This window comes from Dyadobacter sp. BE31, assembly GCF_031457695.1.
Taxonomy (GTDB): domain Bacteria; phylum Bacteroidota; class Bacteroidia; order Cytophagales; family Spirosomataceae; genus Dyadobacter.
The window spans coordinates 1,068,146-1,090,090 of sequence record NZ_JAVDXA010000002.1 but is presented as its reverse complement, the minus strand read 5'-3'; the positions used below and the strand labels follow the sequence as shown (position 1 = coordinate 1,090,090).

General features: G+C 49.2%; 23 protein-coding genes. 8 read left to right on the top strand and 15 right to left on the bottom strand.

Features of this window, described 5'->3' with window-relative positions; all coding sequences use genetic code 11:
• Nucleotides 1-107 precede the first annotated feature (107 nt).
• Nucleotides 108-1,595 (top strand): BNR-4 repeat-containing protein, encoded by a 1,488-nt coding sequence (locus J2Y43_RS13080; RefSeq protein ID WP_309983193.1) that lies wholly within the window; start codon nucleotides 108-110, stop codon nucleotides 1,593-1,595.
• A 61-nt stretch (nucleotides 1,596-1,656) separates the two neighbouring features.
• Here J2Y43_RS13080 and J2Y43_RS13075 read toward each other — a convergent pair whose 3' ends face one another.
• Nucleotides 1,657-2,118: a glycine zipper family protein gene (locus tag J2Y43_RS13075; protein ID WP_309983191.1), complete on the bottom strand. Its 462-nt coding sequence runs from the start codon at nucleotides 2,116-2,118 to the stop codon at nucleotides 1,657-1,659.
• Between the two features lie 178 nt (nucleotides 2,119-2,296).
• Here J2Y43_RS13075 and J2Y43_RS13070 point away from each other — a divergent pair, with 178 nt between their 5' ends.
• Nucleotides 2,297-3,664 (top strand): alpha/beta hydrolase, encoded by a 1,368-nt coding sequence (locus J2Y43_RS13070; RefSeq protein ID WP_309983189.1) that lies wholly within the window; start codon nucleotides 2,297-2,299, stop codon nucleotides 3,662-3,664.
• A gap of 43 nt (nucleotides 3,665-3,707) precedes the next feature.
• Here J2Y43_RS13070 and J2Y43_RS13065 read toward each other — a convergent pair whose 3' ends face one another.
• From J2Y43_RS13065 to J2Y43_RS13055, 3 genes are all read right to left on the bottom strand, one after another.
• Entirely contained in the window at nucleotides 3,708-4,349 is a 642-nt protein-coding gene (locus tag J2Y43_RS13065; RefSeq protein WP_309983187.1) for a hypothetical protein, read from the bottom strand.
• Nucleotides 4,350-4,422: 73 nt separating this feature from the next.
• Nucleotides 4,423-4,875 carry an SRPBCC family protein gene (locus J2Y43_RS13060; RefSeq protein WP_309983185.1) on the bottom strand — a complete coding sequence of 151 codons (453 nt, stop codon included), beginning with the start codon at nucleotides 4,873-4,875 and terminating at the stop codon, nucleotides 4,423-4,425.
• A gap of 2 nt (nucleotides 4,876-4,877) precedes the next feature.
• A complete protein-coding gene (locus tag J2Y43_RS13055) occupies nucleotides 4,878-5,669 on the bottom strand; it encodes a hypothetical protein (RefSeq protein ID WP_309983183.1) in 792 nt (263 codons plus the stop codon).
• 137 nt (nucleotides 5,670-5,806) lie between these two features.
• Between J2Y43_RS13055 and J2Y43_RS13050 the strand changes: the two genes are divergently transcribed.
• Entirely contained in the window at nucleotides 5,807-6,562 is a 756-nt protein-coding gene (locus tag J2Y43_RS13050; RefSeq protein ID WP_309983181.1) for an MBL fold metallo-hydrolase, read from the top strand.
• 91 nt (nucleotides 6,563-6,653) lie between these two features.
• On the opposite strand, the gene J2Y43_RS13045 is transcribed toward J2Y43_RS13050, so the two are convergent.
• Both J2Y43_RS13045 and J2Y43_RS13040 read right to left on the bottom strand, forming a co-directional pair.
• Nucleotides 6,654-7,406, bottom strand: a complete 753-nt coding sequence (locus tag J2Y43_RS13045; protein ID WP_309983179.1) for a DUF4262 domain-containing protein — start codon at nucleotides 7,404-7,406, stop codon at nucleotides 6,654-6,656.
• Between the two features lie 103 nt (nucleotides 7,407-7,509).
• Nucleotides 7,510-7,734: a SymE family type I addiction module toxin gene (locus tag J2Y43_RS13040; RefSeq protein ID WP_309983177.1), complete on the bottom strand. Its 225-nt coding sequence runs from the start codon at nucleotides 7,732-7,734 to the stop codon at nucleotides 7,510-7,512.
• A 130-nt stretch (nucleotides 7,735-7,864) separates the two neighbouring features.
• Here J2Y43_RS13040 and J2Y43_RS13035 point away from each other — a divergent pair, with 130 nt between their 5' ends.
• The 3 genes from J2Y43_RS13035 to J2Y43_RS33580 are packed head-to-tail and all read left to right on the top strand — an operon-like array spanning nucleotide 7,865 to nucleotide 9,494.
• Nucleotides 7,865-8,083 carry a helix-turn-helix transcriptional regulator gene (locus J2Y43_RS13035; RefSeq protein ID WP_309983175.1) on the top strand — a complete coding sequence of 73 codons (219 nt, stop codon included), beginning with the start codon at nucleotides 7,865-7,867 and terminating at the stop codon, nucleotides 8,081-8,083.
• 50 nt (nucleotides 8,084-8,133) lie between these two features.
• Complete coding sequence (locus J2Y43_RS13030; protein WP_309983173.1) at nucleotides 8,134-9,306, top strand: XRE family transcriptional regulator; 1,173 nt, start codon at nucleotides 8,134-8,136, stop codon at nucleotides 9,304-9,306.
• A complete protein-coding gene (locus tag J2Y43_RS33580; RefSeq protein WP_409014421.1) occupies nucleotides 9,303-9,494 on the top strand; it encodes a DUF4411 family protein in 192 nt (63 codons plus the stop codon). Before J2Y43_RS13030 ends, J2Y43_RS33580 begins: the two co-directional genes overlap by 4 nt.
• Nucleotides 9,495-9,661: 167 nt before the next feature.
• Here J2Y43_RS33580 and J2Y43_RS13025 read toward each other — a convergent pair whose 3' ends face one another.
• Both J2Y43_RS13025 and J2Y43_RS13020 read right to left on the bottom strand, forming a co-directional pair.
• Nucleotides 9,662-11,488 (bottom strand): hypothetical protein, encoded by a 1,827-nt coding sequence (locus tag J2Y43_RS13025; protein WP_309983171.1) that lies wholly within the window; start codon nucleotides 11,486-11,488, stop codon nucleotides 9,662-9,664.
• A gap of 217 nt (nucleotides 11,489-11,705) precedes the next feature.
• Nucleotides 11,706-13,955 carry a M28 family metallopeptidase gene (locus J2Y43_RS13020; protein WP_309983169.1) on the bottom strand — a complete coding sequence of 750 codons (2,250 nt, stop codon included), beginning with the start codon at nucleotides 13,953-13,955 and terminating at the stop codon, nucleotides 11,706-11,708.
• A 159-nt stretch (nucleotides 13,956-14,114) separates the two neighbouring features.
• Here J2Y43_RS13020 and J2Y43_RS13015 point away from each other — a divergent pair, with 159 nt between their 5' ends.
• The gene (locus J2Y43_RS13015) at nucleotides 14,115-14,711 is read left to right on the top strand and encodes a helix-turn-helix domain-containing protein (protein WP_309983167.1); all 597 of its coding nucleotides are present in this window, start codon (nucleotides 14,115-14,117) and stop codon (nucleotides 14,709-14,711) included.
• 41 nt (nucleotides 14,712-14,752) lie between these two features.
• Here J2Y43_RS13015 and J2Y43_RS33575 read toward each other — a convergent pair whose 3' ends face one another.
• From J2Y43_RS33575 to J2Y43_RS12995, 5 genes are all read right to left on the bottom strand, one after another.
• Entirely contained in the window at nucleotides 14,753-14,989 is a 237-nt protein-coding gene (locus tag J2Y43_RS33575; RefSeq protein ID WP_409014420.1) for a putative toxin-antitoxin system toxin component, PIN family, read from the bottom strand.
• Nucleotides 14,970-15,200: a hypothetical protein gene (locus tag J2Y43_RS13010; RefSeq protein ID WP_309983165.1), complete on the bottom strand. Its 231-nt coding sequence runs from the start codon at nucleotides 15,198-15,200 to the stop codon at nucleotides 14,970-14,972. The genes J2Y43_RS33575 and J2Y43_RS13010 overlap by 20 nt, the downstream gene beginning before the upstream one ends.
• A gap of 75 nt (nucleotides 15,201-15,275) precedes the next feature.
• On the bottom strand, nucleotides 15,276-15,638 hold the full coding sequence (locus J2Y43_RS13005) for a DUF1304 domain-containing protein (RefSeq protein ID WP_309983163.1): 363 nt from the start codon (nucleotides 15,636-15,638) through the stop codon (nucleotides 15,276-15,278).
• 39 nt (nucleotides 15,639-15,677) lie between these two features.
• Nucleotides 15,678-15,998 (bottom strand): type II toxin-antitoxin system PemK/MazF family toxin, encoded by a 321-nt coding sequence (locus tag J2Y43_RS13000; protein ID WP_309983161.1) that lies wholly within the window; start codon nucleotides 15,996-15,998, stop codon nucleotides 15,678-15,680.
• Nucleotides 15,991-16,221, bottom strand: coding sequence for a hypothetical protein (locus tag J2Y43_RS12995; protein WP_309983159.1), 231 nt, complete (start codon nucleotides 16,219-16,221; stop codon nucleotides 15,991-15,993). Before J2Y43_RS12995 ends, J2Y43_RS13000 begins: the two co-directional genes overlap by 8 nt.
• 87 nt (nucleotides 16,222-16,308) lie before the next feature.
• Here J2Y43_RS12995 and bla point away from each other — a divergent pair, with 87 nt between their 5' ends.
• On the top strand, nucleotides 16,309-17,043 hold the full coding sequence (bla, locus tag J2Y43_RS12990) for a subclass B1 metallo-beta-lactamase (protein WP_309983157.1): 735 nt from the start codon (nucleotides 16,309-16,311) through the stop codon (nucleotides 17,041-17,043).
• Nucleotides 17,044-17,297: 254 nt separating this feature from the next.
• On the opposite strand, the gene J2Y43_RS12985 is transcribed toward bla, so the two are convergent.
• Nucleotides 17,298-18,041, bottom strand: a complete 744-nt coding sequence (locus J2Y43_RS12985) for a ThuA domain-containing protein (RefSeq protein WP_309983155.1) — start codon at nucleotides 18,039-18,041, stop codon at nucleotides 17,298-17,300.
• A gap of 274 nt (nucleotides 18,042-18,315) precedes the next feature.
• The gene (locus J2Y43_RS12980; protein WP_309983153.1) at nucleotides 18,316-21,768 is read right to left on the bottom strand and encodes a PVC-type heme-binding CxxCH protein; all 3,453 of its coding nucleotides are present in this window, start codon (nucleotides 21,766-21,768) and stop codon (nucleotides 18,316-18,318) included.
• Nucleotides 21,769-21,945 lie beyond the last annotated feature (177 nt).

Here is a 21,945-nt window from a genome sequence, read left to right as displayed (position 1 = left end):
AAGGTAAAATAGAAGATCAAGTATCTTATTTTACACTAGTTATCAGTAATAAAACCTCAATTGCCGGCTTTAATAACTATGTGATCACCAGTTACACTGCCTGCTCTATGACTGCATCAAAATCCGACCCGACTTTAAAACAATACCTGACCTTCCTGACTTCCCTAACATTCCTAACTTCTCTGACATTCCTGGCCACACCCACCCTCGCGCAGAACACTGACGGCCATTTTGCGGAAGCGGAAATCGTGATGAAAAGGGCCAATGGTTTTCGGGGAATCTGGTACATGAACCAGCCTTCGAACGACGAGTATGTTTACAAATACAGCGGCGGACTGGCGGTTTACCCGGCCAATCACCGGCCATTTGCCATTTATGCGAGGCAGGTTGATAAGACTTTCTTTTGTTTCGGAGGTACCGACAGCACCAACTCCACATTGCTGCATAATGTCTCCTATTTCGACCACAGAACGAGCAAAGTAGCGAACCCACTGACTATTCTCGACAAGAAAACGACCGACGCGCACGATAACCCTGTGATTTCGATCGACGACCGGGGCTATATTTGGATTTTCTCGACGTCCCACGGCATTTCGCGCCCTTCCTACATTCACAGAAGCAAGAGACCTTTTGATATCGGCGATTTCGAACGGGTGAATGCCACGGAAATGGTCGACGGCAAGGTGCAGCCCTTTACCAATTTCTCCTATTTTCAGGTTTATCACATCAAGGGAAAAGGATTTATCGCGCTTTTTACCAAATACAACAAGGCCGGCCAGCGGGTGATCGGGTACAACACTACCGCCGATGGCGTGCATTGGAGCGAATGGAAAGTGCTCGCGCATATCGAGGAAGGACATTACCAGATCAGTACCGAGCGGAATGGCAAAATCGGCGTGGCATTCGACTACCATCCCAAGGGCAAAGGACTTAACTACCGGACCAACCTGCATTACCTCGAAACATCGGATTTTGGAAAAACCTGGCAGAATATCGCGGGCGAAACTGCGCAACTGCCATTAACCAGCCCTCAGAACCTGGCCTCCGTACACGATTATGCGAGTGAAAAGCGGAACTGCTACCTGCTCGACATTACTTTCGATCGGCAAAACAAACCTGCTATCCTCGTCATCGCCAGTAAAGGCTACGAAGCGGGTCCGGCCAATGGCCCGCGGGAGTGGACATTGTACCGGCCGGGCGGACACGGTTGGGAACACCACATTGTGACCACCTCCGACAACAATTACGACATGGGCTCGGTTTACCACATTTCCAAAAACAGCTGGCGGGTCGTCGGGCCCAGCGTCGATGGTCCGCAGGCCTACAATCCGGGTGGAGAAGTGGCCATGTGGCGGAGCGACGATGGCGGGAAGCAATGGGGCCTGGAAAGGCAACTAACCCGGAACAGCCCGATGAACCATTCCTATGTACGCAAGCCCGTGCACGCGCAAGATGGCTTTTACGCGATATGGGCAGATGGCCATGGCCGCAAGCCGTCGGAATCGTTCATTTACTTTTCCAATGCTAATGGCGACGTATACAGGCTGCCGAGACAGGGTAAAGCACGCATGCTGGTACCTGTGCCCGTGAAATGAGCAGGCACAAAAAAATTGCCGGCCTTTACGACCGGCAATCGAATCTATATAGCGTATGTGATTATTGTTGCTTACGTTTTTTCACGGTATGGTCAACGATTGCACCCGTACCTGCGCCCACGCCCGCGCCAATCACCGTGCCGATCAATGCACCTTCAACATGTTTCTTGTTCACGATCGCGCCGGTAATGGCCCCTGTGCCTGCTCCTACCAGTGCACCTTTGGCCGTGTGGCTCCATTTCTTTTTAGCCGGAGCTTGTGCCACAGCGGGCGCCGGAGCGCTTGCAGCAGTGTGAGTGTGGTTTGTTGCCTCAGTTTTCTCAAGATCTTCCCACTTTTCCGCTTCCTGACGCTGAGCTTGCAGGGCGTTCATTGAATCTATGATGGCCTGTTTTTCCATGGCCACACGCATGGAATCGATGGTTTTTTGTTGTGATTTCAAGAGTGCTTCCTGCTTGTCTGACTGCGTGTTACAAGCCGCCAGCATAGAGGCAGCCAATAACATCGAAATAAGAGCTTTCATCTTTGGTGTTTGGATGGTTATGCAATAGAATATTCCAAAACCATGCCAAACATGCCCAATCCGGGCAATAGCAACACACTCCGCACCCTGCCTACCGGTAAATAACAAACGATTGAGTAGATCCGGGGAACTCGCTAACTTGTAGAACTACCTCGATCCCTAAAAACAACCACCTCTTATGGAAGGTATTATCAACGACAACCTCGACCAGCAATCGCAGCGCCCCGGCCCGAACGGCCCGCGGCCCTTTTTTACGCGAGGCAGCAAAGAGACTGTTATCAGCGCCGAATACGACGGCCGCGTATTATGGCACATTACCAGCGACGGCACCAGAGTGATCGGAAACAAAGTGGAGCTGGATGCCTATTCGGGCTTGTCGGCGCTTGATCAATCGCATTTCTTTATCTGCTACCGGCAGCAGAAAGCGGGCATTCCCATTATTGATATGGCCGATGCGCCCGATAAACTGTTTTTTGCGAACCTGCCCCCCTCTCCCGACCGTGATTTCAGGGTTACGGAGCTTTTTCCCGAGGTATGGGCTACCGGCGTAACGCAGGCCGCGAGCCGGCTGCCGGAGTCGCGTAAGCACGTTTTTGTTTACATCCACGGCTTCGATTGGGAGCCCGGCCTCAAACTGGAACTCGCGCCGCAGTTCGTGCAAAGCTATTTTGCCCACCCCGAAAACAGCGTGGCTAATGTGCTGTACTTCGGCTGGCCGTCGTATGGATGGCGCAAAAAGGCCGACGACCGCTCGATCGGCTATGGCGAGCAGTTTACCCGGAATGGACTCTTTGAATACTTTGAAGTGCTCTCCCGAAAACTGAAAGAAGCGGGCAAAACCCTTAACCTGGTGGTGCACTCATTCGGGCATCAGCTGCTGAACGGTATGATCAACCCCGGAGAGGGCCACAGCATTCCGACGGGCATTTTCGAAAACATATTCCTCATGGCGCCCGATGTGACACACCTGGCTGTACAGCAGGGAGGTGTACAGCTGCGAAACATGCGCAGGAAGTTCAAGGGGCCGCATTTTCATTACAACTACACGCCGTTGAAGCAGTTGGCCAAGCACGTCCATATTTACTACGACCCCAGCGATTACCTGCTGTATGTGAGCTCTAAACAGTTTAACCTCAATGCAAATACCGCCACCTTCGATCCCCGCCCCGATGCCGAAGGCCTTACAACGGACTTCCGCAACCTGGGCAGTTACGGCGACGAAATTTTCAAAAAGGACCCGAACCTGAAACTCGAAGGCGGTTTTAACTTCTATAATGTGCTGGATATCATCAAACAGGACGCAGGCCCACAAGCGGATCCACTCTATTACGGCTTTCTCGACAATAACGACAATGCCATGGCCCGAGCTCGCGAAGGTGATTACAGCGGTATTAAACTACTCAGCACGTTCTGGGACAGGTATTACCTCATGAACCATCACGCGTACCTGTTCAGTAGCAGGCCCGTAGTCGCGCACGTGTTACAGCGCCTCGCAGGTGTGCCCGCGGAGCCGTCCATACACGAGGAAGAAGCGCCTATCGTGTAAAATATGCACGCAGGTCGCCCCTGAAATGGCGGCCTGCGTGGTTTTATCGCTGCTGGGTAGGCACCCACACCTCAGGTCCCGGCTCCTTGTTCGAAGTCAGTTCGATCAGCGACAGCAAATAATCGTTTTCAGCCTCGCCGCTTTGCTTTACCATCTGGCGAAACGCCGCCTCGCCCGCCGGGAACACGGCCGTAAGATCGAGTTTCCACGCACCATTTTCCTTATTAAACTCGAACGACAACGGCGTCTTCTGTCCCCGTACCAGCAATTCGCCCGAAGCGAAATTGCCGTTCACCTTCACCGCGCCTACCTCGTTATTCATCACCGAGCTCTTCCCTACCATCCCCATTTTAATGGCCGTTACCAGCAGCTGCTTGCCATTGGTGGTCATGATTTCTTCTTTCGAAATGCGATGACGAATGATCAGCACCATCAGTTTGTCCATCAAAGAGAGCTTATCGACTGTCACCGAATCGGCCGTTTTCACCTTTCCGAGAATATCGCCGTAATACGTAATCGTCTTGGTATCCACCTTTTCAACAGCCTCCTCGCCCTTGTCATTCAGGATCGCTGACTTGTAGTCGTCAAATGTTTTCTTGACTTGCTGCTCCTCGGTTTGCTGGGAGAAAGTCAGTGTTGGGATCAGGAGTAATGCCAGAAATGCAATGTGGGTAAAATACTTCATTGGAATGATTTGGAATTGAAAATGGTCGCGAAGATAGCCTGAATGCATTAAAAAAGTGACTTATCGGAAGTCACTAAACTTTTTCAAGGGCCTCTTTCAAATGCAAGTTCCTCTTCTGCAAGAACCTTCTCATATAGCTCTCCAAATACAACTTATCAAAAAGGGCTCCTAAAATGCCGAACGGTACTTCATACTGAAATATGTCCGTCATGACTGTGATCCCGTTATCATCAGCAAAATGATGCTCGTGCCGCATACTTTTGAAAGCGCCTTTCAGCATTTTGTCCTCAAAAAACGTCGGTACGATCATTCGCCCGATTTCCACCGTAAGGCGCTGCCTGATTCCGAGATGATTCGCCTCCCAGGTCACAATGTCCCCTGCTTCAAACAACCCGGTCATTCGGCCTGCAACGACTTTTTCATTCGTGCCAGCCGCTGACGATAAATGCGTGTCGACGCTCCGCGCGGCATCAAAGCAAGCTTTAATAGGCGCGTGAATCAGCGTTGTTAAATGAATCGTTGCCATGTTTAATTCAAATGCTTCAACTCCTTTCCGTCCCAAACACCTTTATAAGTCTCATTCAGACCCTTAATTTCTACGCGAAAACTCTGATCCTCAGCTTTATATTCTGACGTGATCACATTATCGCTTTCATCCAAAAATTCGAGGCCATAGTTAAAAGGCAATTGCTCGCTCGTGAAATGCATTTGAATGCCACCGTCTTGCATATTAAAGACCGCAATTCGGAAATGTTCGGGATTGCCTTTATCGGCGTACATTTCGTAGCCCATTTCCTGTGACGCGACCATGAAAAGCTGTTTATGATAAACCAGCGGGTATCGATAATCAATCGTATGCGGCCGGAAATCAGTGTAGTAGCGCTTACCGTCAATGCGTAAAGAATAGCACATATCGAACGAATACTTTTCGGTTCCAGCTGTTTTTTGATTATAAACCTGGTTATGAAAAATCGTGTCGACAATCGCCAGCGACGGTGCGACCAGCTTACCTGCTACATTCAATGGATCTTTCAAATCCTTTGACTTAAATAACAAAATACCGCCCGGTTGCGGGAAAAGCAACGACATATTCGGATCGGGCTTTTGCATGAATGTCTGCGGCGCAATTTCCTGCGCAGTCGCCGCGAGCGCTTGCGCATTCGTGCTCGCGGGCGTGTATGAGCCGTTCTGGATGTTGAAATTGAAAGGGGCCACTACGAACTCCTGTGCCATTGCATTGCCCAGGCTTATTATTGTTATTGAAATAAAACCCAATAGGAATTGCGCCACCCGGAGCGCCACTTTGGAAAAATGCGTCATGATACTAAGCGGTAACCGATCGTGCTGCAAGCTAAACAGATCTTCTACTTCGCTATTAAAAAGCAGTGAAAAAATGTGTAAAAACTTGCTTGCGGGGCTGCAAAGCGTAAATTTGGCTAGTCTAAAACAAACAAATCATGAAAACGACTTTCACCTTTTTGCTTCTGTTGGCGGCCTCGCTAGGCTTCGCGCAGCTTCCCAAACCCGATGAAATCCCGACCTCCAAAGGTCCGCTCAAAATCCAGCCACTCAACCACGCCACGCTGGCCCTCACCTGGAACGGCAAAACCATTTACGCCGACCCCTACCAGGCCCCGAAAACCTTCGTAGGCATCGCCAAACCCGACCTGATCGTGATCACCGACATCCACGGCGACCACTTCGACCCGGCTTCCCTCGATGCCCTCGACCTGACGAACACCATTATCGTGGCCCCACAAGCCGTCGCCGATAAAATGTCCGAAGCATTGAAAGCCAAAACCACCGTCCTCGCCAACGGTGCCACCACCGAAAAGCTTGGCATCAGCATCACCGCCATCCCGATGTACAACCTCCCCGAAACCGCCGACTCCCGCCATACCAAGGGCCGAGGCAACGGCTACGTCCTCAAACTGGGCGGCAAATCGGTCTTCCTCAGCGGTGACACTTCCGGCATTCCCGAAATTAAGGCATTGAAAAACATCGACGTGGCATTTGTATGCATGAATTTGCCTTACACGATGGATATTAACGAGGCTGCTGCGACCGTGCTGGCATTCAAGCCTAAGGTCGTTTATCCTTATCACTACCGCGGACAGAATGGGTTTAGTGATACCGAGGCGTTTAAGAAGCTGGTGAATGAGAAGGATGGGATGATTGATGTGCGGGTTAGGGATTGGTATACGGTGAAGTAGCACCGTGGATTTGCTTCGGCTTCGCCCAGCGTGACAATTTCAGTAAGACTACAATGTGAAATGTTAGCTGAGCGAAGTCGAAGACAGCCTATCAATACTCGCCATCTTCTTCATTTGAAGGTTTTTCCCTCACCCAACGCTTCTCAATTGATTCCCTCTCAGCCGCTTCCCCATATCCAAGATTAAATAACTCGTTTAGGCTCGGATCTCTTTTTATGATTTCCGATAAGGCAACTAGCCGGATATCCTCAGGATCTTGGTCTCCCGTCAAAAATTGCCAGTCACCATCATCGTCATGGACCACCCTCAAAATAGGGCTGCCAAGTTCCAGCCATTGCCTGGTCGTAAAAACTCCAAGATTTGTCGCTTCCCGAAACTTAAAATCTGCATTACGATCCAGCAAAGGCTGCATCGCCAAATACTTTTCATCAAAACCATTTTCCCAGGGAAATTTACCCGCCCGATCTGCCCAGATCATTTGCAGAGCCGGAAAACGTTGATAGTTGTAGAATTCCATCGCATAGCCAAAATAATCGCCGACATTTCGCTCATCGACCTCAACGAACATGGCAGATCCGACTTCAAGAACTTCACCCGACGGCTCCCCCGCCCTAAACTCAGTCCCCTCCCGCACTAATTGGCCTGCATAGTTAACCAAGTTGTGCAGAGAGTCATTTGACAACCCGAAGCATATAATTTCCGGATGGCGATATTCCTGCCAAAGGCCAACGCTGTAAGCAAAAGATGGTAGATAGTCTGTCGCTTCGATAATGACTACAGACAAACCGTGTTTTTCAATATGCGACTTCGTCCGCTCATTGTCGTGGCAAAGATGATGATCCATTTTGTTTAAAATATCTTGAAGAATTGTTCCAAAGTAAACAAAATGTGACTTGACTCAGCATCCCGTTATTAAACAGTCGTCATCGTAAAACAAATGGTTGCTTTCAAAGCAACGATTCCTCTGTTGCGTTGAGCGTGATCTCCAATTTGTTACCTAAGCACTTCACTGTCACTTCATCGCCACATTCAAAGCCGGCTTCTTGCAGCCACTTGCCGCAGAGACGGATTTCGGGCATGAGGGCGTATCCGTACCATGCGCGTGGGAGGTATTTGCCGTAAACTTTGAGGCGCCGCTCGGAGGGGTTTGAAGATTTTTTTCGGAGTGTCATAGTTGCTGTTTTACATAATTTACATAGCAAATAACAATATAAATATGATGTAAAACAATATTTCTAGTAGTCTTTCGAGGGCTTTTCTAAAATTGATTTAGTTCAGAATTAGCGTTAGATAGCATAAAATATGCAGTCGTCGCTAATTATGCGCCTTAATAGAATCAAGATAGTACTACACGAACAAGGAAAGACAAGCAAGGACCTAGCTCAGGAACTTGGCAAGGCGCAATCGACGGTTTCACGCTGGTGCACCAACGACTCACAGCCGTCATTGGAAACGCTTTATGAGATTTCGGTTTGGTTGAAGGTGGATATTAGGGAGTTGTTGAATTCGACAAAAGAGTAGACGCCAACTCTGCCTGTCTTAACAACTATTAAAGTAACTCCTCAAACTTCATGGCAGACAAAGCACACATCACACCTATCGTTTTTAAATGGGCCCGCGAATCGGCAAAAATCACTGCGGAAATAGCGGCTTCAAAAGTTAATGTCCCTGCGGAGAGATTGCTGGAATGGGAAGCAGGAACAAGTCAACCGACTATCAAACAGGCTCAGATGCTGGCGAAGGCTTACAAACGGCCATTCGCACTATTCTTTCTGCCCGACATTCCGCGGGACTTTCAACCTTTACAAGACTTCCGCAGAAGCGATTCAAAACCACTAAGTACCGGCTCCGTTTTCATTATTCGTGAGATTCAGCAGAAACAAGCCTGGATCAGCGAAACCAATAGGGAAAAGAATGAGCAAAAGTTTCCTTTCGTTGGTCGTTTTACAATCCATGACAACCCGGCACTGGTAGCGCAGGACATTCTCGATACACTTGCAATTTCTCCGGGCAAATACGCTAATGGAAATGCAATCAAAGAATGGATAGACAAGGCAGAAGCAAGGGGTATTTTCATTTCACGAACGAGTTTCATCAACTCCCATTTGACCTTAGATAGCAACGAACTTCAAGGATTTGCCATAGCCGATCCTTATGCGCCATTTGTTTTTATTAATTCTGAGGACTGGGCTGCGCCGCAGCTGTTTACGCTCGTACACGAGCTTGCACACATCTGGATTGCAGCCACTGGAATTTCCGCTGACGTCGAGCCGGGTTTTCGAAAGGCTGATCGACTTCACCCTGTTGAACTGTTCTGCAATGAAGTAGCTGCGAATGCACTGATTCCAATTAACATGCTACGCCAGGTCGGCAGTAACATATTTCAATCAGCGTCTCAGGCTTTTACGATTGCAAAAACGTTCGGTGTTAGCTCCTTTGCTCTGCTCGTTCGCGCATTGAATTTGAACCTGATCTCAATTGCTCAATACAAGAGTTTAAAAACAGCGGCGGACGCCGAATTCAAGGCCTTTCTCATCAAAGAAGAAGAGAAAAAGGCCAAGCAAAAGGAAAGCGCTGGCGGACCAAACTACTATTTATTACAAATTCAGAAAAATAGCCGATTATTTACTCAAACCGTTCTGGACGCATTTCGTGGCGGCAGCCTTGAACCCACTCAAGCAAGCTCGCTACTCAATGTGAAAATCAATCACTTTCACAACCTGGAAGCCCAGTTATACAAATGAGTAACGCAATCAACAAGTACTGCCTGGACGCCAACGTGCTGATCCAGGCCTGGAACTCCTATTATTCACCAAAGTTTTGTCCAACCTATTGGGATGTGCTGAATGAGTTGGGAAGTGCTGGGAGAATTTTCATTCCGGAGGCTGTCCGTGACGAAATTACTCGGACTGATGATGAGCTATGCAAATAACTTAAACAAAGTAGGATTGCAATCAAAGGTGTGGAAGAAAGGGTGATTGAATGCCTCCACGCGATATGGGCTGCAAATCCTATTCACACTACGGTCAATGCGACCCCAAATAGCCAAACGAAATATTTTAATATTTCTCATTCTGCACGGGAGTCCATTTCAATTTATCATTCTTTGTCTAAAATACTGGATAGCTCTCTAAACTCTAACTTACGAGTACTGTCTCCTTCATGCCACTTAATGAATTGTTCAAGCCACAAATATTTGGAAAGAACCCTTTCGTTGTCCTTGTAAATGTAAATATTATGCAGAACAAACTGCTTCACTTTCGATATCTCCTCCCGCTCATTGTCCGAAATAGATTTAAGCGTCTCCAAAGTAACATTATTGATTGACTGTGTTAACTTCAATACAGACCTTATTAAAGGATCATCGTCTGTGTCTTCTAGTAGATTATTAAACGCAGATTCCAGCATCTGTATCGAGCCATCAATCAAACCAAATGGGTTAAAAAAACAAACATTTTCCCAATCCAGTATGACCGCTCTGTCTAAGGCAAATTTAGATAATTTTTTACGGTCGTATTTACGAAGCCTTTCAATAATCGACTTATCGATAATTACCCTTGGGTAAATAGCTGTTTTACTTTCAAGATGATATGCTTTTATTAGCCCTGACGAGAATATAATGTTATTGTCAGCATAGTATGACCCAGTCGACACGCCACCGCGCATAAAAATCCGCTTAGAAAACATTATTTGCTGAAAACCTCTCACAAATACAGAAATAAAGTTGAAATTCATTAAGAAATCATCCTCATTATCAAAGTAAGGAATTGAAATACAAATATTATCTGAAAAAGTCTGGTAAGAAAGATGTTTAAGCAAATCTTGATTATTCAATGTGGTCGTTTCTAAAAGCTGTACCTTGGCAAGTGCGAATGATTCCTGTATATCTTGCAAAACGGTTGAAGTAAGATCCGTTTCGTAGTCATGAATCAAGTCACTAAACCCGAGTATATCCATAAAACAAATGATTCTAGGCTCAGTTTCCACAATCTCTCCAACAAAGTAGTCCTTTGGGTCGCGCGGAAGATTGATGTAAAAATTATCATCAGTTTCTTTTTCCAGAAAAACATGAAAATTGCCCGAGAATTCCCTAATTGCGATCTTTAATGCTATAACATCAAAAGTATCTCCTTTCAAGCATTTTTCAGTCAGGCACCTAATTTCATTTATAACTTTGATTAATGATGTTTTACAAATTTCATTATCTTTAATTTCCTTTATAACCTCGGAAAGATCAATCTCTATGAGTCGCAGAAATAGCACATCAATACTCGAAAGATATTGATCCCAAAATCTAATTAACCTTCCTTGTGCATCAAGCCCATCACTATTATATTCGTATAAAGCCTTCTTTAATTTTCGTTTAAATGTTATTAATAAGTTACTCGGGTTAATTGGCGGAATGGTGGATTTTCTTATTCTATCTTCTAACGATTTTCTATAAAAAGTCGAACACCATTCGATAGAAACTGACTTAACGCAATCCTCCAAAGTGTGAGGAAAGTGACTCATCGCCTGTTTTCGAATATAAGCAGGTATAATTCTCTTCGAGTAAATGCCAATTATCTGTCCAAAAGTAATTTCTTCATTGTGGAGGGGGTTTTGAGCCAAGATCTGAAAGTTCAGAAATATTTGATATTCAGGAAAGTCCAAATTTTGATTAAACAAGATTTTGCTAGCAACAGAATAATCCTTTTCCTGGGATATTGAAGTTCTCACATTCCATTCCTCTGCCTGCTTGGCAATATCGGTTAAAAAATGGTCCGTTAGAATTATTGCTTTTATTGAGTAGTCCCACAATTCTAGGTCAACTGCTTTTTGAATAATATTGGAGTAAAAATCTCTTAGCAACGAAACGGCTTCTTCGTTGTAGTATCCGGAAAGTTTAATTCGAACAATCTCTTCCATCCCAATGGTCGTAATCATTTAATTGATCGTATAGCTCTTAGACGTTTACTGAAATATACACTAACTGACGCCGCAAACCAAGTGGCCTCGATCACACTTCGAACGGAAAAATCATAAACCTAATCCATTTGCTAATAAGCAGTTCTAGTATACAAGCTCGCCCGAGATTTTAGTTTAGTGGAGCGAACACGATTCTCGCACATTTCCAAGCGGCGGCTTCGAGACACGCCGCACATCACCTCCCCACCCCACTAGCCCGCTCAACCTCCCCAACAAACCCCTCCAAAACCCCACTAACCCGCAAAATCCCCTCCTCAGCCTCCTTCCAATTCCGCTGCTCAATCGCCTCCCGGATCATCGGCAAAGTCTTCACGCCATACCCCGTATAAAATCCCGGCGCATAGATCTGATGCCGATACCAGGGCCGGCGAGGTAAGCCATCGGCATGAATCAGCTTCCTTTCGGTTTTATATAATATCTCATTCAACTCCTTCAACTTGTCCGCAGGCAATGCAGAGAATTTCGAAGAAGCCGAGGCGAATGCTTTGGCGCTGTTTTCGAGGGCTACCAATGCATTATCCAGCGGCGCGAAGTTCAAATAGGGAGCTACCGATAATGGCATAGGCTTCACAAATGGATCCTTCGGGTCGGAGGCGGCTTCGTAGCGGCCTTCGGCGAGGGATTTGTTGTGGTCTTCGGCTTTGGCGCGGGCGGCTTCGAGTTCCTTTTTTACTTCCGAGGTGTAGAGCTGCACGGTATTGGCGAAGTTGCTGAAATCGAAGGGCAGCACGTCGGCGTTGGCGAAACGGAGGACGGAGCGGCCGAGGGTTTTGGCAAGGGCTACGCCGTAGGCAAAGTCGCCGTCTTTGAAACGGGTGTAATGGTCGTAGGAGTCGAAAATGGAGTGGTAGTCGCCGCCGGCATCCTCGCCGCCGTAGCCGACGTTGAGGGAGGCGATACCGAGGTGCTGGATGAACGGCGTATAGTCGGAACCGGAACCGAGGGCGCCAATGCGCAGGTCGGTGCGGGTGCGGGCTTCCTGCTTGGCAGTCGGCGAGCCGTTGAGGATCGTGCGCGAGCGCAGCCGATCGATCACGCTCGTGCCTTTTTCGGGGTCGATCACGTCGCGGCCTACCTGGTTGATGAACTTCTCGAGCGTGTGCGAGCCGCCCGCGCTCAGGTACCCGCGACCGTTTCCGTCCGAATTGAGGTACACAACGGCCTTTTCCTTCAAGATGGACTGGTATTTTTCCACCCATTCCGTCGAGCCAAGCAGGCCGGGCTCCTCGCCGTCCCACCAGCAGTAGACGATGGTACGCTTCGGTTTCCAGCCGGTTTTGACGAGCTCGCCCAATGCCCGCGCTTCTTCCAGCTCGGCCACAGCGCCGCTCACCGGGTCGGCCGCGCCGAACACCCAGGCGTCGTGGTGGTTACCGCGGATCACCCATTGGTCGGGGAACTCGCTGCCTTTCAGCGTCGCGATCACATTGTAGCAAGGCACGATATCGAAGTTGAATTCGAGCTTCAAATGCACCTTCGCCGGGCCAGGGCCGACGTGGTAAGTGATCGGCAATGCGCCCCGCCAGGTCGCGGGCGCAATTTGTCCGCCCAATGCTTTGAGCAGCGGCAATGCATCACCGTACGAAATCGGCAGTACCGGGATCTTCATCATCGCCGGGGCCTCTTCCACCGACAGCCGTTTATGCGTCGCATCGGCCACAAACCCGTTCGTCAGCGGGTCACCCGGCGCCAGCGGCAAATCCACCACCGAGCCACGCTGCACACCCGACTCATTTTTAAATGCCCCTTTGGGATATACGTCGCCCTGGAAATAACCATCCTCCTTCGGATCGGAATAAATAATGCATCCGATCGCGCCATGCTCATATGCCACTTTCGGCTTGATCCCCCGCCATGAACCGCCATATTTCGCGATTACGATCTTGCCCTTCACATCCACACCCAGTTTCGCCAGCTCCTCGTAATCGTCGGGCACGCCATAATTCACAAAAACCAGCTCGGCCGTCACATCGCCATTGGCCGAAAACGCGTGATAAGGCGGCAATACATCCTTCGTTTGCGCGGATGTGGCATCCTCTTTCAACGGTTTTTCGGTTAATGATGCCTTGAATTTCGTCGGTTCGGTCAATTCCAGAATGCGCACTTTGGGCGTCGGGAAAAGCACATGCACGGTATCCAGCCGTGCATCGAAACCCCACGAAGCAAGCTTGTCGCGGAGGAAAAGTGCATTATTAAGGCCATATGGAGATCCCAACTGGTGGGGAAAAGCGGTCATGCGCTTCATCCAGTCGCGCAGGTTATTGGCTTGTAATTGTTTGTCAAAAGTGGCTTCGAGGTCGAGCTGCTTCTTTGCAGCATCGGTACCGAAGCCGAGGAGCGATGGCTGTTGCTGTGCGAGCGAAGGCAACGCTGCCAGTCCGGAAAGTAGTATTGGAATAAATGTTCTTTTGAAAAGGTGTCGCATAGGAATGAAGTGAAACGTTTTGATGATGCTTAAATATAGTAAACCAGCGGAAACAATGCAGAACAATGCCGGAGAATGTACCACTACGCAGAAATGTCGCACTAATGCCGCTATCAAATGTGTAGTCGAAACCCTAATTTTACCGGAAACAACTTCGAAATGAACAAACAAACCACCTCCGAGCAAATCCGTACATTGCGCAAAAACAAAGGCCTTTCGCAGGAAGCGCTGGCCGAAATGGCGGGCATTAACCTGCGCACTCTGCAACGGATCGAAACCGGCAGCGTCGTTCCACGCGGTGAGACCTTACGGCTTCTCGCGCAGGCGCTCGAAGTAGATATTGAAGCCTTTTCTGCCGATCAATTTTCCACACCCACCGCCACGCCATCGGCCATCGAAGATCCAGGCATTTTGAAACTACTGAATCTTTCCGCATTATCCTTCTGGTTCATCCCGCTAGGAAATATACTTATCCCTTGGGCAATTTGGATGTATAAGCGCAATACAGTAGCCGGCGTAAGCGAACTCGGCAAACGCATACTAAACTTTCAGATCACCTGGTCACTGCTGGTTTATGGAATTACTTTTGTAGGTATGATGTCTGGTATTCTTAATTTTTTGATTAACCCGGTTATCGTTTTATGCGTCATTTTCGCTTTGTTGGTCATCAACACGATTATTATTATCTCTAACCACTTCAAACTTCAACGCGGCGAGGAGGGCGATTATGGGACAAGTTTTAAGATAATCCAGTGACTAAGGTCTCAGAGTCAGTCAACCCGTCTTTCCTTAATCAACTACTTTACACCTCGCCAATCAACTTCCGCAAGGAGAGCCTCTGCACGGATAAAAAAGTCGGGAAATTGCGAAAACTTTGGCCTTGATAACACCTCGTAATATTCAGCCAGCAACTCATCGGAAACGCAAAGCTGAATCCTCTCATTAATGAAGAGCTCTCGAACAATCAGATATGGGTAACTCCTTTGAATAAGTGCTGATACAAATACATTCGTATCAATGATTACTTTTTGCATGTGTGCGTACAGCTTTCACCTCGGCGGTGATTTGGTCCATCGACATATCCGACAGACCATATTTTTCTGCCAATTCAACAGATCTTTCAATATTTTGGCGAACAAGCTCCTTGCTGACCAAATTGAAAAGTTCTGCGAATGTGAGACTTTCTCCCTTCAATCCTAATTTTTCAAATTCCTTCTCCGAAATTGAAACATTCAATGTCCTCATAGCCTTACTGTTTACCCGAAGATAAGAAAATTCCAGGTAAGATGGCTAATTGCCATTTTTCCGGGCTCTCTCCCCTCACAAATGCAATACCACCAAAGCCACAATCGCCGGCAAGGCCTGTACGAAAAATATCTTCTTACTAGCGGTTACAGCTCCATAAATACCTGCCACAATCACGCAAGTCAGAAAGAAAACACCCACATACAGCCTCCAATGATGGTCCTCAATAAGCAACGACCAGATCAGCCCTGCGGCCAGGAAGCCGTTATAAAGGCCCTGATTCGCAGCCAGCGTTTTGGTAGGTTTGAAGAGTTCAGGCGCGAGCGATCCTTTGAAGGTTTCCTTGCCCTTCGTTTCCCAGGCAAACATTTCGATGTAGAGAATGTAAAGGTGTTCCGCCGAGACTAAGGCGACGAGGATGGTAGAGAGTGTTTGCATGGGAGCTGATTTGGAAAATGTTCTTTATCGGATTTTGCTTCAAGGAATTTGGAGCAAAATTTTCAGTTTGGAATTCATATCATTAAGCTCGTGAGTTGATAACCTGCCCAAAAGCCCTTTTGCCAACCTTTGATCCAGGGTGGCTATTTTACTCGTCCTGATAAGCGATGCTAATTTTAAACCATTAGTGTGATTTGGAGCAAGCAAGACGTCGGTTGGCTCCTGCCAGCCGATTTGACTGGTTATAAAACAAGTAGTGATATCGATCCTGTCTGCCGCGAGAATAACCGCGGGGCGCAGTTTACTTCCTGACAAATCGGTAAATGGGAACGGAATGAGTACAATATCTCCCTTAACCATTGTACACTTCTTTCAAATCAGCAATAGTATAGATATCTTCTTCGTCCCTCAGAAACTCGAATGCAGTACCTTTTTCGATCAATAACTGGATCCCTTCGGTGAGCTGTTGTTCCTCATGACGCTTACGGACAAACTCAGCGAAGTCCGATATCTCCTCTGCCTTGTCGACAGGAAGCTGGTTAATTGCCTCCAAAGTACGTTCGATGATCGCTTGTTTCGTCATGGTTTCACAGGTTATGTATCCAAATATAGCAATTTCCTTTATCTTACCACCCACTTTTCCCATTCACTTCTACTCACCAACCAACGCATGAAAAAACACATTCTCGCTTGCCTGTTCCTATGTCTGTGCACACTAGCGCACGCACAGACACCCGACAAAAGCTTCAAAACCGACGATCTCATTATCCAGAAGGTCAGCGACCACGCATACACCCACCTCACCTACCTGCAAACGCAAACTTTCGGTAAAGTCCCCTGCAACGGCCTGATCGTATTCGATGCGGGCGAGGCGGTGATCTTTGATACGCCGGCAGATGATGTAACTTCGGAAAAGGTAATCCGCTGGGTCGAGGACAGTTTGAAATGCAAAGTGAAAGCCGTGATCGCGACACATTTCCACGAGGATTGTGTAGGTGGGTTGAAGGCATTCCACGAACACGGCATTCCCTCGTACGCTACCAACAAGACAATTGCATTTGACAAAGAACACAAGTTTCCCGTCCCTCAGAAAGGTTTCGACGATAAGCTGAACGTGAAAGTGGGCAAAAAACCGGTAGTAGCGGCTTTCTACGGTGAAGGACATACGCGCGACAATATCATCGGCTATTTCCCGAGCGAAAAGGTAATGTTCGGCGGCTGCCTGATCAAGGAAATCGATGCGACGAAAGGTAACCTGGCCGATGCGAATGTCGATGCCTGGTCGGCGACGGTGACGAAAATCAAGGCGCAATATCCCGATGTGAAGGTCGTAATCCCCGGCCACGGCAAAATCGGCGATGCTGCGCTGCTCGATTACACGATCAAACTATTTGCTCAAAAGTAAATCGCAACGCGGTTCCCTGTTTGTAGCCACCCTGCGTTACAAAACAAATTCAGCTTCGGAGGAGCTTCCTGATACGTGATGATCAAGGAAGCTCCTCCGGAGCTGAAAACATTATTGGGAACGTCGTTGCTATAAACAGGAGGCCGCTCTGCGGCCCGGGTGGTCGGCGGTCGGTGGTCGGTGGTCGGTGGTCGGCGGTCGGACGTCAATGGTCGGCGGTCAAAATCACCAACGACATCCAAACAGCCCCAACGCTACTTTACCCCTTTCCCAGTCGCCGCCCAGTAAATACCGCCATAGAGGTGATCCAGGAACGATTGGTCGGAGTAAACCAGGCCAATGTGGCCCAGGCCGGTATAAAATGCCCGGCCGCCGTCGAAATTGTGATACCATGCAATCGGGTGGTCGCCCATGCCATTGCCCTGGCTGGTTTTAGGATCGTACGTCTTTTCGTCGATCGTGATGAGCACTTTCAGGTCGTCGGCGTTGAGCGGCTTCTTGTATTCATACCACTCGTCGGTCCACATCATTCGCTTCGGGAAGCGTTCCAGACCTGGAAAATTGCTGTCTTTCACATCCAGGAAAGCGGTTTGCTGCGCCGGGTGGGTCTTGAAATACGCCCCTACCAGCTTGCCATACCACGGCCAGTCGTACTCCGTATCAGCCGCCGCGTGGATACCTACCCAGCCCTTTCCGCTTTTGATGTACTTTTCGAGCGCCGCCTGCTGTGTATCGTTAAGGATGTCGCCGGTCGTGTTCAGGAAGATCACCACCGAATAGTTAGCCAGACTTTTGTCATTGAAAACATCGGCATTCTCCTGCCAGTCGACCGAAAAATTATGCCTCGACGCCAGGTTCCTGATCCCGGTCACACCTTCGTGAATGGAAACATGGTGAAAACCCGCAGTTTTAGTAAAAAGCAACGCCTTAAACTGCTGCGCATGTGCCGTAACGGCACTTCCGATCAGAAGAGACAGGGCCAGTATTTTTTTGAACATGATTGTAATTGGGGTAAAGATGGAAATAGTATTTAAAACAAGCGGGGCTTGAAATTTACTGATGCAGTCATGGCAGAGCTCATCAATTCTGTAAAGGCATCCCTGATTTAATGCCAAAATCAGAGCTAACATTAAAATGAGTGCCTTTTTAATGTTAGCTCCAACCGCTCGTTATAAAAAAGCCACCGAAGGATTGCCGTGGTACTAAAGGTAGAGAAACAAAACAGCCGACCCCGCAATGGAGCCGGCTGCATCTCAATCAAATCCAAACAAACTACCTCCCCACTTTCAACCTCGTCTGTGCGCCGCCGGATACGTCTTTCAATTCCACTTTCAGGCCACCTTTCACTACATTCCGGTCGAGCACGAGTGTGATCGGTTGAATGCCCTGTGAGAGATCGGCGGTGATGGTACCGTCGGAGACTTTCAGTGCTTTGTTGCCATTATAGGCCGCAACGCCGCCGGGGCTGTTTAATGCAAAAGTTACGGGACCTTTGGTCAATGCTTCCACTTCGAAGCGGATAATGCTGAATGCCTTGCCGGCACTGTTTTGCATTTCGGCCAAATTATCCACAGGAAGCTCGCCGGAGACTTTGCTGTACACGGGCGAGGTGGTCACTTTGGCACCCTTGCCGGCGATAACAGGGCCTGCATCCATGGAGAATTTCGCGGCCAAATCCTTACTCAGCTCGATCGTCTCCCACCTGCGTACGTAGCGCGTCGCGGGTACGCGGAAGTCGCCGGGTTCGCCGAGCTTGGTCAGGAATGCGACGAGGTTCACAAATTGGTCGCGGTCGAGACCGGCGGTAAGGCCGGGAGGCATGAGCGAGCCGGGGACTTTCTCCATCACCTGCACCTGGCTTTTGGCAATGGAAACTTCTTTGCCCGTCACATCGCGGATCACGATATCGTTGGCACCGTCGGAGGCCAGGTAACCCATCAGCTCGGATCCGTCTTTTTTCACGACGCGTTTCAGATCGTAACCTTCTTTAATGGAAGCACTTGGGTACAGGATCGAACGGATAATGGTTTCTGCCGGCGAACTGGTACCGAGGCTGCTCAAATCCGGGCCAATCAATCCGCCTGCGCCGCCGATGGCATGACAGGTGGTGCAGCTCGACTCCGCTTTACGGAAAATGAGTTCTCCTTTGGCGGCATCCCCTTTTTCACGGGCCAGTTTGGCAAGCCCTTCAATGGTTTTGTCGTCGAGGTCTTGCGGCATTTTAGGTGCAGGCAATGAGCCACCTGATGCTTCCAGTGCCTTTTTCAATGCAGCGATTTCATCGATGCTCTGGCGCGTCCAGCCGGCGCGCTGTTGCACGAGTACCCGCCCGCGCTTAGCTACGGCTTCCGGGATTTTCTTCGCTGCAATGGCCTCCGCTAATGCAGCCGAACCGGGGTTCGACGGGATGAATGCAAGGAACAGATCCGACATATCGGTATCTGCTGGTAATGTCCGCATGAGCTCGGCGCTCACGCGTGCGCCTTCTTTCTCATCCAGGCCTGCCAGTTGCGCTGCCGCGATAATGCGTACTTCGGGCGTGTTTTTCGGACCTGTCAGATCGGTTACCAGTTGCAATGCCTTGGGTTTATCAATAGCGCCCAATGCGCCCAGCGCTGCTTTTTTGGTAGCCGGGTTGCCACTCTGGATCAGGCCGGTCAACCGGTCGTTCAAAGAAGATAGCTTCCAAAGGCCGATCAGGCGAATAGCGCTCAGACTGATCGCTTCCTCCTCGTTGCCGATCAGCATTGCAATGCGCTCCGGATTTTTGTTAGGCGCTACATGACGCTGGTTACCGGCTTCTTCGAGCGCTGCGAGCTGAGCCGCCGCATTCTTGTTGTTGTTCTGTACTGCGAGGTCAAGCAAAATATTGAGGTCCGACGGCTGGCCGAGGCGCGCGATGGAAGCGAGTACGTCTTTCTGGTAATCGTCGGGTACCTGGCCTTTCTGGTACAATGCGGTCAGCAAAGTCGCCGCGTCGGCACCGGTCGCCGATTTCAATGCATAAGCCGTCTTTTTAGCGTCGCCTAGCAGGTTGGCATCCGTTTTCAGTTTGGGCAGCCACACCGGTTCCAGTTCACGCACAGTTTGCCACAATGCGAAGTCCAGGAACTCATCCATTTGCGCATCGAGCACCGTTAATGCGGTTTTGGCAGCTTCCGGTGTTTTGGTTTTGCGTAGTGCGATCACCGCTTCCAGGCGTACCTGCGGATGCTGGTCACCTACAGCCCTGGCCAACAATGCCGGTGTATTCGAAACTTTGGGGTACCAGAGCGCCAGTGCCCGCAATGCAGCCGCACGCACGTTGTGGCTTTTCGCACTCAGCAAATTGAGCAATACCGGCTCGTTTACGGTTTCCAATGTTTGGTATAACCATAATGCTTCCAGCAAATTGTGCTCGTATTTCGCATCATTTTTGTCCAAACCGGCTACCCATTTTTCCAAAGCAGGCAGCACTTCTTTCGCTCCGCGGGCTTTCAGCACTTGTTTGGCTTGCAGGCGCGTCCAGTCTTCGGGTAATTTCAGTGATTCGAGCAACTCATTGACAGTCGCTTTCGCCAGCTGCGGCTTTTTCACCAACGGACGGTTCTTGGCAACAATGCGCCAGATCCGGCCATGCTGCTGATCGCGGCGCGGATCGTGAAAATCCACTTCGCCGTGCTGGATAATGGGGTTATACCAGTCGGCGACGTAAATGGCACCATCCGGACCTACATTGATATCCACCGGACGAAAAGCGACATTATCCGACCACATCAGATCGTCGGTCTGTTTCGAAACGTAACCGCTGCCCTGCTCTTCCAGTTTGAAACTGTTGATGCGGTTGGCACGGAAGTCGTTGGTGATCATGCGGCCTTGCCATGCGTCCGGCAAATGCCCGCCCGAAACCACATCCAGGCCGCTGTGCTTCGGCTGCCCCGGATTAAGGCCGCGCAGAATGCGTGCAGCACCCGGCGCAGTTACGAAAGTCGCCCCCGGAAACGCATAGTTAATACCCTCACCACCAGCACCGTCCGTCAGAAACGACTGTCCCCAGCGGTCGAACTGCAAACCCCACGGATTCACAAGCCCGCGTGCGTACACGTCCATATCCAGGTTACGCGTATTGAGCTGCCACACGCCTCCGCCTTCGAGGCGTTTGATACCAAACGGGGTTTCCACGTGGCTGTAAATGTAGATCGACTGGTTGAAATACATCCGCCCCTCGGGTCCCCAGCGGAAAGTGTGGATCAAATGGTGCGTATCGCCGGTTCCGAAACCGCTCAGAATGCGGCGTTTCTTGTCGGCCCTGCCATCGCCGTCGGTATCCGCGAAATGCAGGATTTCAGTGGAGTTGGCTACGTAACAGCCCCCGTCACCCGGCAGGATACCGGTAGGCTGTATCAATCCTTCGGCAAAAACGGTCGATTTATCGGCTTTGCCGTCACCATCCGTGTCTTCCAGGACAAATATCTTATCGTTCGCCGATTCGCCCGTTTTCAAATGCGGGTACACCGTGCTGCTCACCACCCAAAGGCGGCCTTCGGTGTCCCAGTTCATCTGGATCGGCTTCGCGACCATCGGATCGGCAGCGAATAGCGTTACCTCGAACCCCTCGGCTACCTTAAAGGATTTCAATTCCTTTTCAACGTCGGGGTCCAGGTTAAAGGGATGCAGCTCGGGCTCGGTCGAGGAGGTTAGCAGCATCATAGGAAGGAGCAATGCTCCGTAAAATATCTTTTTCATATTTGATGTTACAATTGTTGCGGTGCGCTGCACCTGGATTGTTTCGAATCGATTAATTGCTACAATTATTTTGGTGCTCTGCACCCTTCTTAATGCAGGTGCAGAGCACCAAAATGATTGTAGAATAAGGAGATTTCCATCCTATTTGAGGTGCAGCGCACCGTAAGAAAACGGCAC

Excerpts from the sequence above, each read along its gene's own strand:
- J2Y43_RS13080 (WP_309983193.1), top strand. The coding sequence starts at position 108 with ATGACTGCATCAAAATCCGACCCGACTTTAAAACAATACCTGACCTTC.
- J2Y43_RS13075 (WP_309983191.1), bottom strand. The coding sequence starts at position 2,118 with ATGAAAGCTCTTATTTCGATGTTATTGGCTGCCTCTATGCTGGCGGCT.
- J2Y43_RS13070 (WP_309983189.1), top strand. The coding sequence starts at position 2,297 with ATGGAAGGTATTATCAACGACAACCTCGACCAGCAATCGCAGCGCCCC.
- J2Y43_RS13065 (WP_309983187.1), bottom strand. The coding sequence starts at position 4,349 with ATGAAGTATTTTACCCACATTGCATTTCTGGCATTACTCCTGATCCCA.
- J2Y43_RS13060 (WP_309983185.1), bottom strand. The coding sequence starts at position 4,875 with ATGGCAACGATTCATTTAACAACGCTGATTCACGCGCCTATTAAAGCT.
- J2Y43_RS13055 (WP_309983183.1), bottom strand. The coding sequence starts at position 5,669 with ATGACGCATTTTTCCAAAGTGGCGCTCCGGGTGGCGCAATTCCTATTG.
- J2Y43_RS13050 (WP_309983181.1), top strand. The coding sequence starts at position 5,807 with ATGAAAACGACTTTCACCTTTTTGCTTCTGTTGGCGGCCTCGCTAGGC.
- J2Y43_RS13045 (WP_309983179.1), bottom strand. The coding sequence starts at position 7,406 with ATGGATCATCATCTTTGCCACGACAATGAGCGGACGAAGTCGCATATT.
- J2Y43_RS13040 (WP_309983177.1), bottom strand. The coding sequence starts at position 7,734 with ATGACACTCCGAAAAAAATCTTCAAACCCCTCCGAGCGGCGCCTCAAA.
- J2Y43_RS13035 (WP_309983175.1), top strand. The coding sequence starts at position 7,865 with ATGCAGTCGTCGCTAATTATGCGCCTTAATAGAATCAAGATAGTACTA.
- J2Y43_RS13030 (WP_309983173.1), top strand. The coding sequence starts at position 8,134 with ATGGCAGACAAAGCACACATCACACCTATCGTTTTTAAATGGGCCCGC.
- J2Y43_RS33580 (WP_409014421.1), top strand. The coding sequence starts at position 9,303 with ATGAGTAACGCAATCAACAAGTACTGCCTGGACGCCAACGTGCTGATC.
- J2Y43_RS13025 (WP_309983171.1), bottom strand. The coding sequence starts at position 11,488 with ATGATTACGACCATTGGGATGGAAGAGATTGTTCGAATTAAACTTTCC.
- J2Y43_RS13020 (WP_309983169.1), bottom strand. The coding sequence starts at position 13,955 with ATGCGACACCTTTTCAAAAGAACATTTATTCCAATACTACTTTCCGGA.
- J2Y43_RS13015 (WP_309983167.1), top strand. The coding sequence starts at position 14,115 with ATGAACAAACAAACCACCTCCGAGCAAATCCGTACATTGCGCAAAAAC.
- J2Y43_RS33575 (WP_409014420.1), bottom strand. The coding sequence starts at position 14,989 with ATGCAAAAAGTAATCATTGATACGAATGTATTTGTATCAGCACTTATT.
- J2Y43_RS13010 (WP_309983165.1), bottom strand. The coding sequence starts at position 15,200 with ATGAGGACATTGAATGTTTCAATTTCGGAGAAGGAATTTGAAAAATTA.
- J2Y43_RS13005 (WP_309983163.1), bottom strand. The coding sequence starts at position 15,638 with ATGCAAACACTCTCTACCATCCTCGTCGCCTTAGTCTCGGCGGAACAC.
- J2Y43_RS13000 (WP_309983161.1), bottom strand. The coding sequence starts at position 15,998 with ATGGTTAAGGGAGATATTGTACTCATTCCGTTCCCATTTACCGATTTG.
- J2Y43_RS12995 (WP_309983159.1), bottom strand. The coding sequence starts at position 16,221 with ATGACGAAACAAGCGATCATCGAACGTACTTTGGAGGCAATTAACCAG.
- bla (WP_309983157.1), top strand. The coding sequence starts at position 16,309 with ATGAAAAAACACATTCTCGCTTGCCTGTTCCTATGTCTGTGCACACTA.
- J2Y43_RS12985 (WP_309983155.1), bottom strand. The coding sequence starts at position 18,041 with ATGTTCAAAAAAATACTGGCCCTGTCTCTTCTGATCGGAAGTGCCGTT.
- J2Y43_RS12980 (WP_309983153.1), bottom strand. The coding sequence starts at position 21,768 with ATGAAAAAGATATTTTACGGAGCATTGCTCCTTCCTATGATGCTGCTA.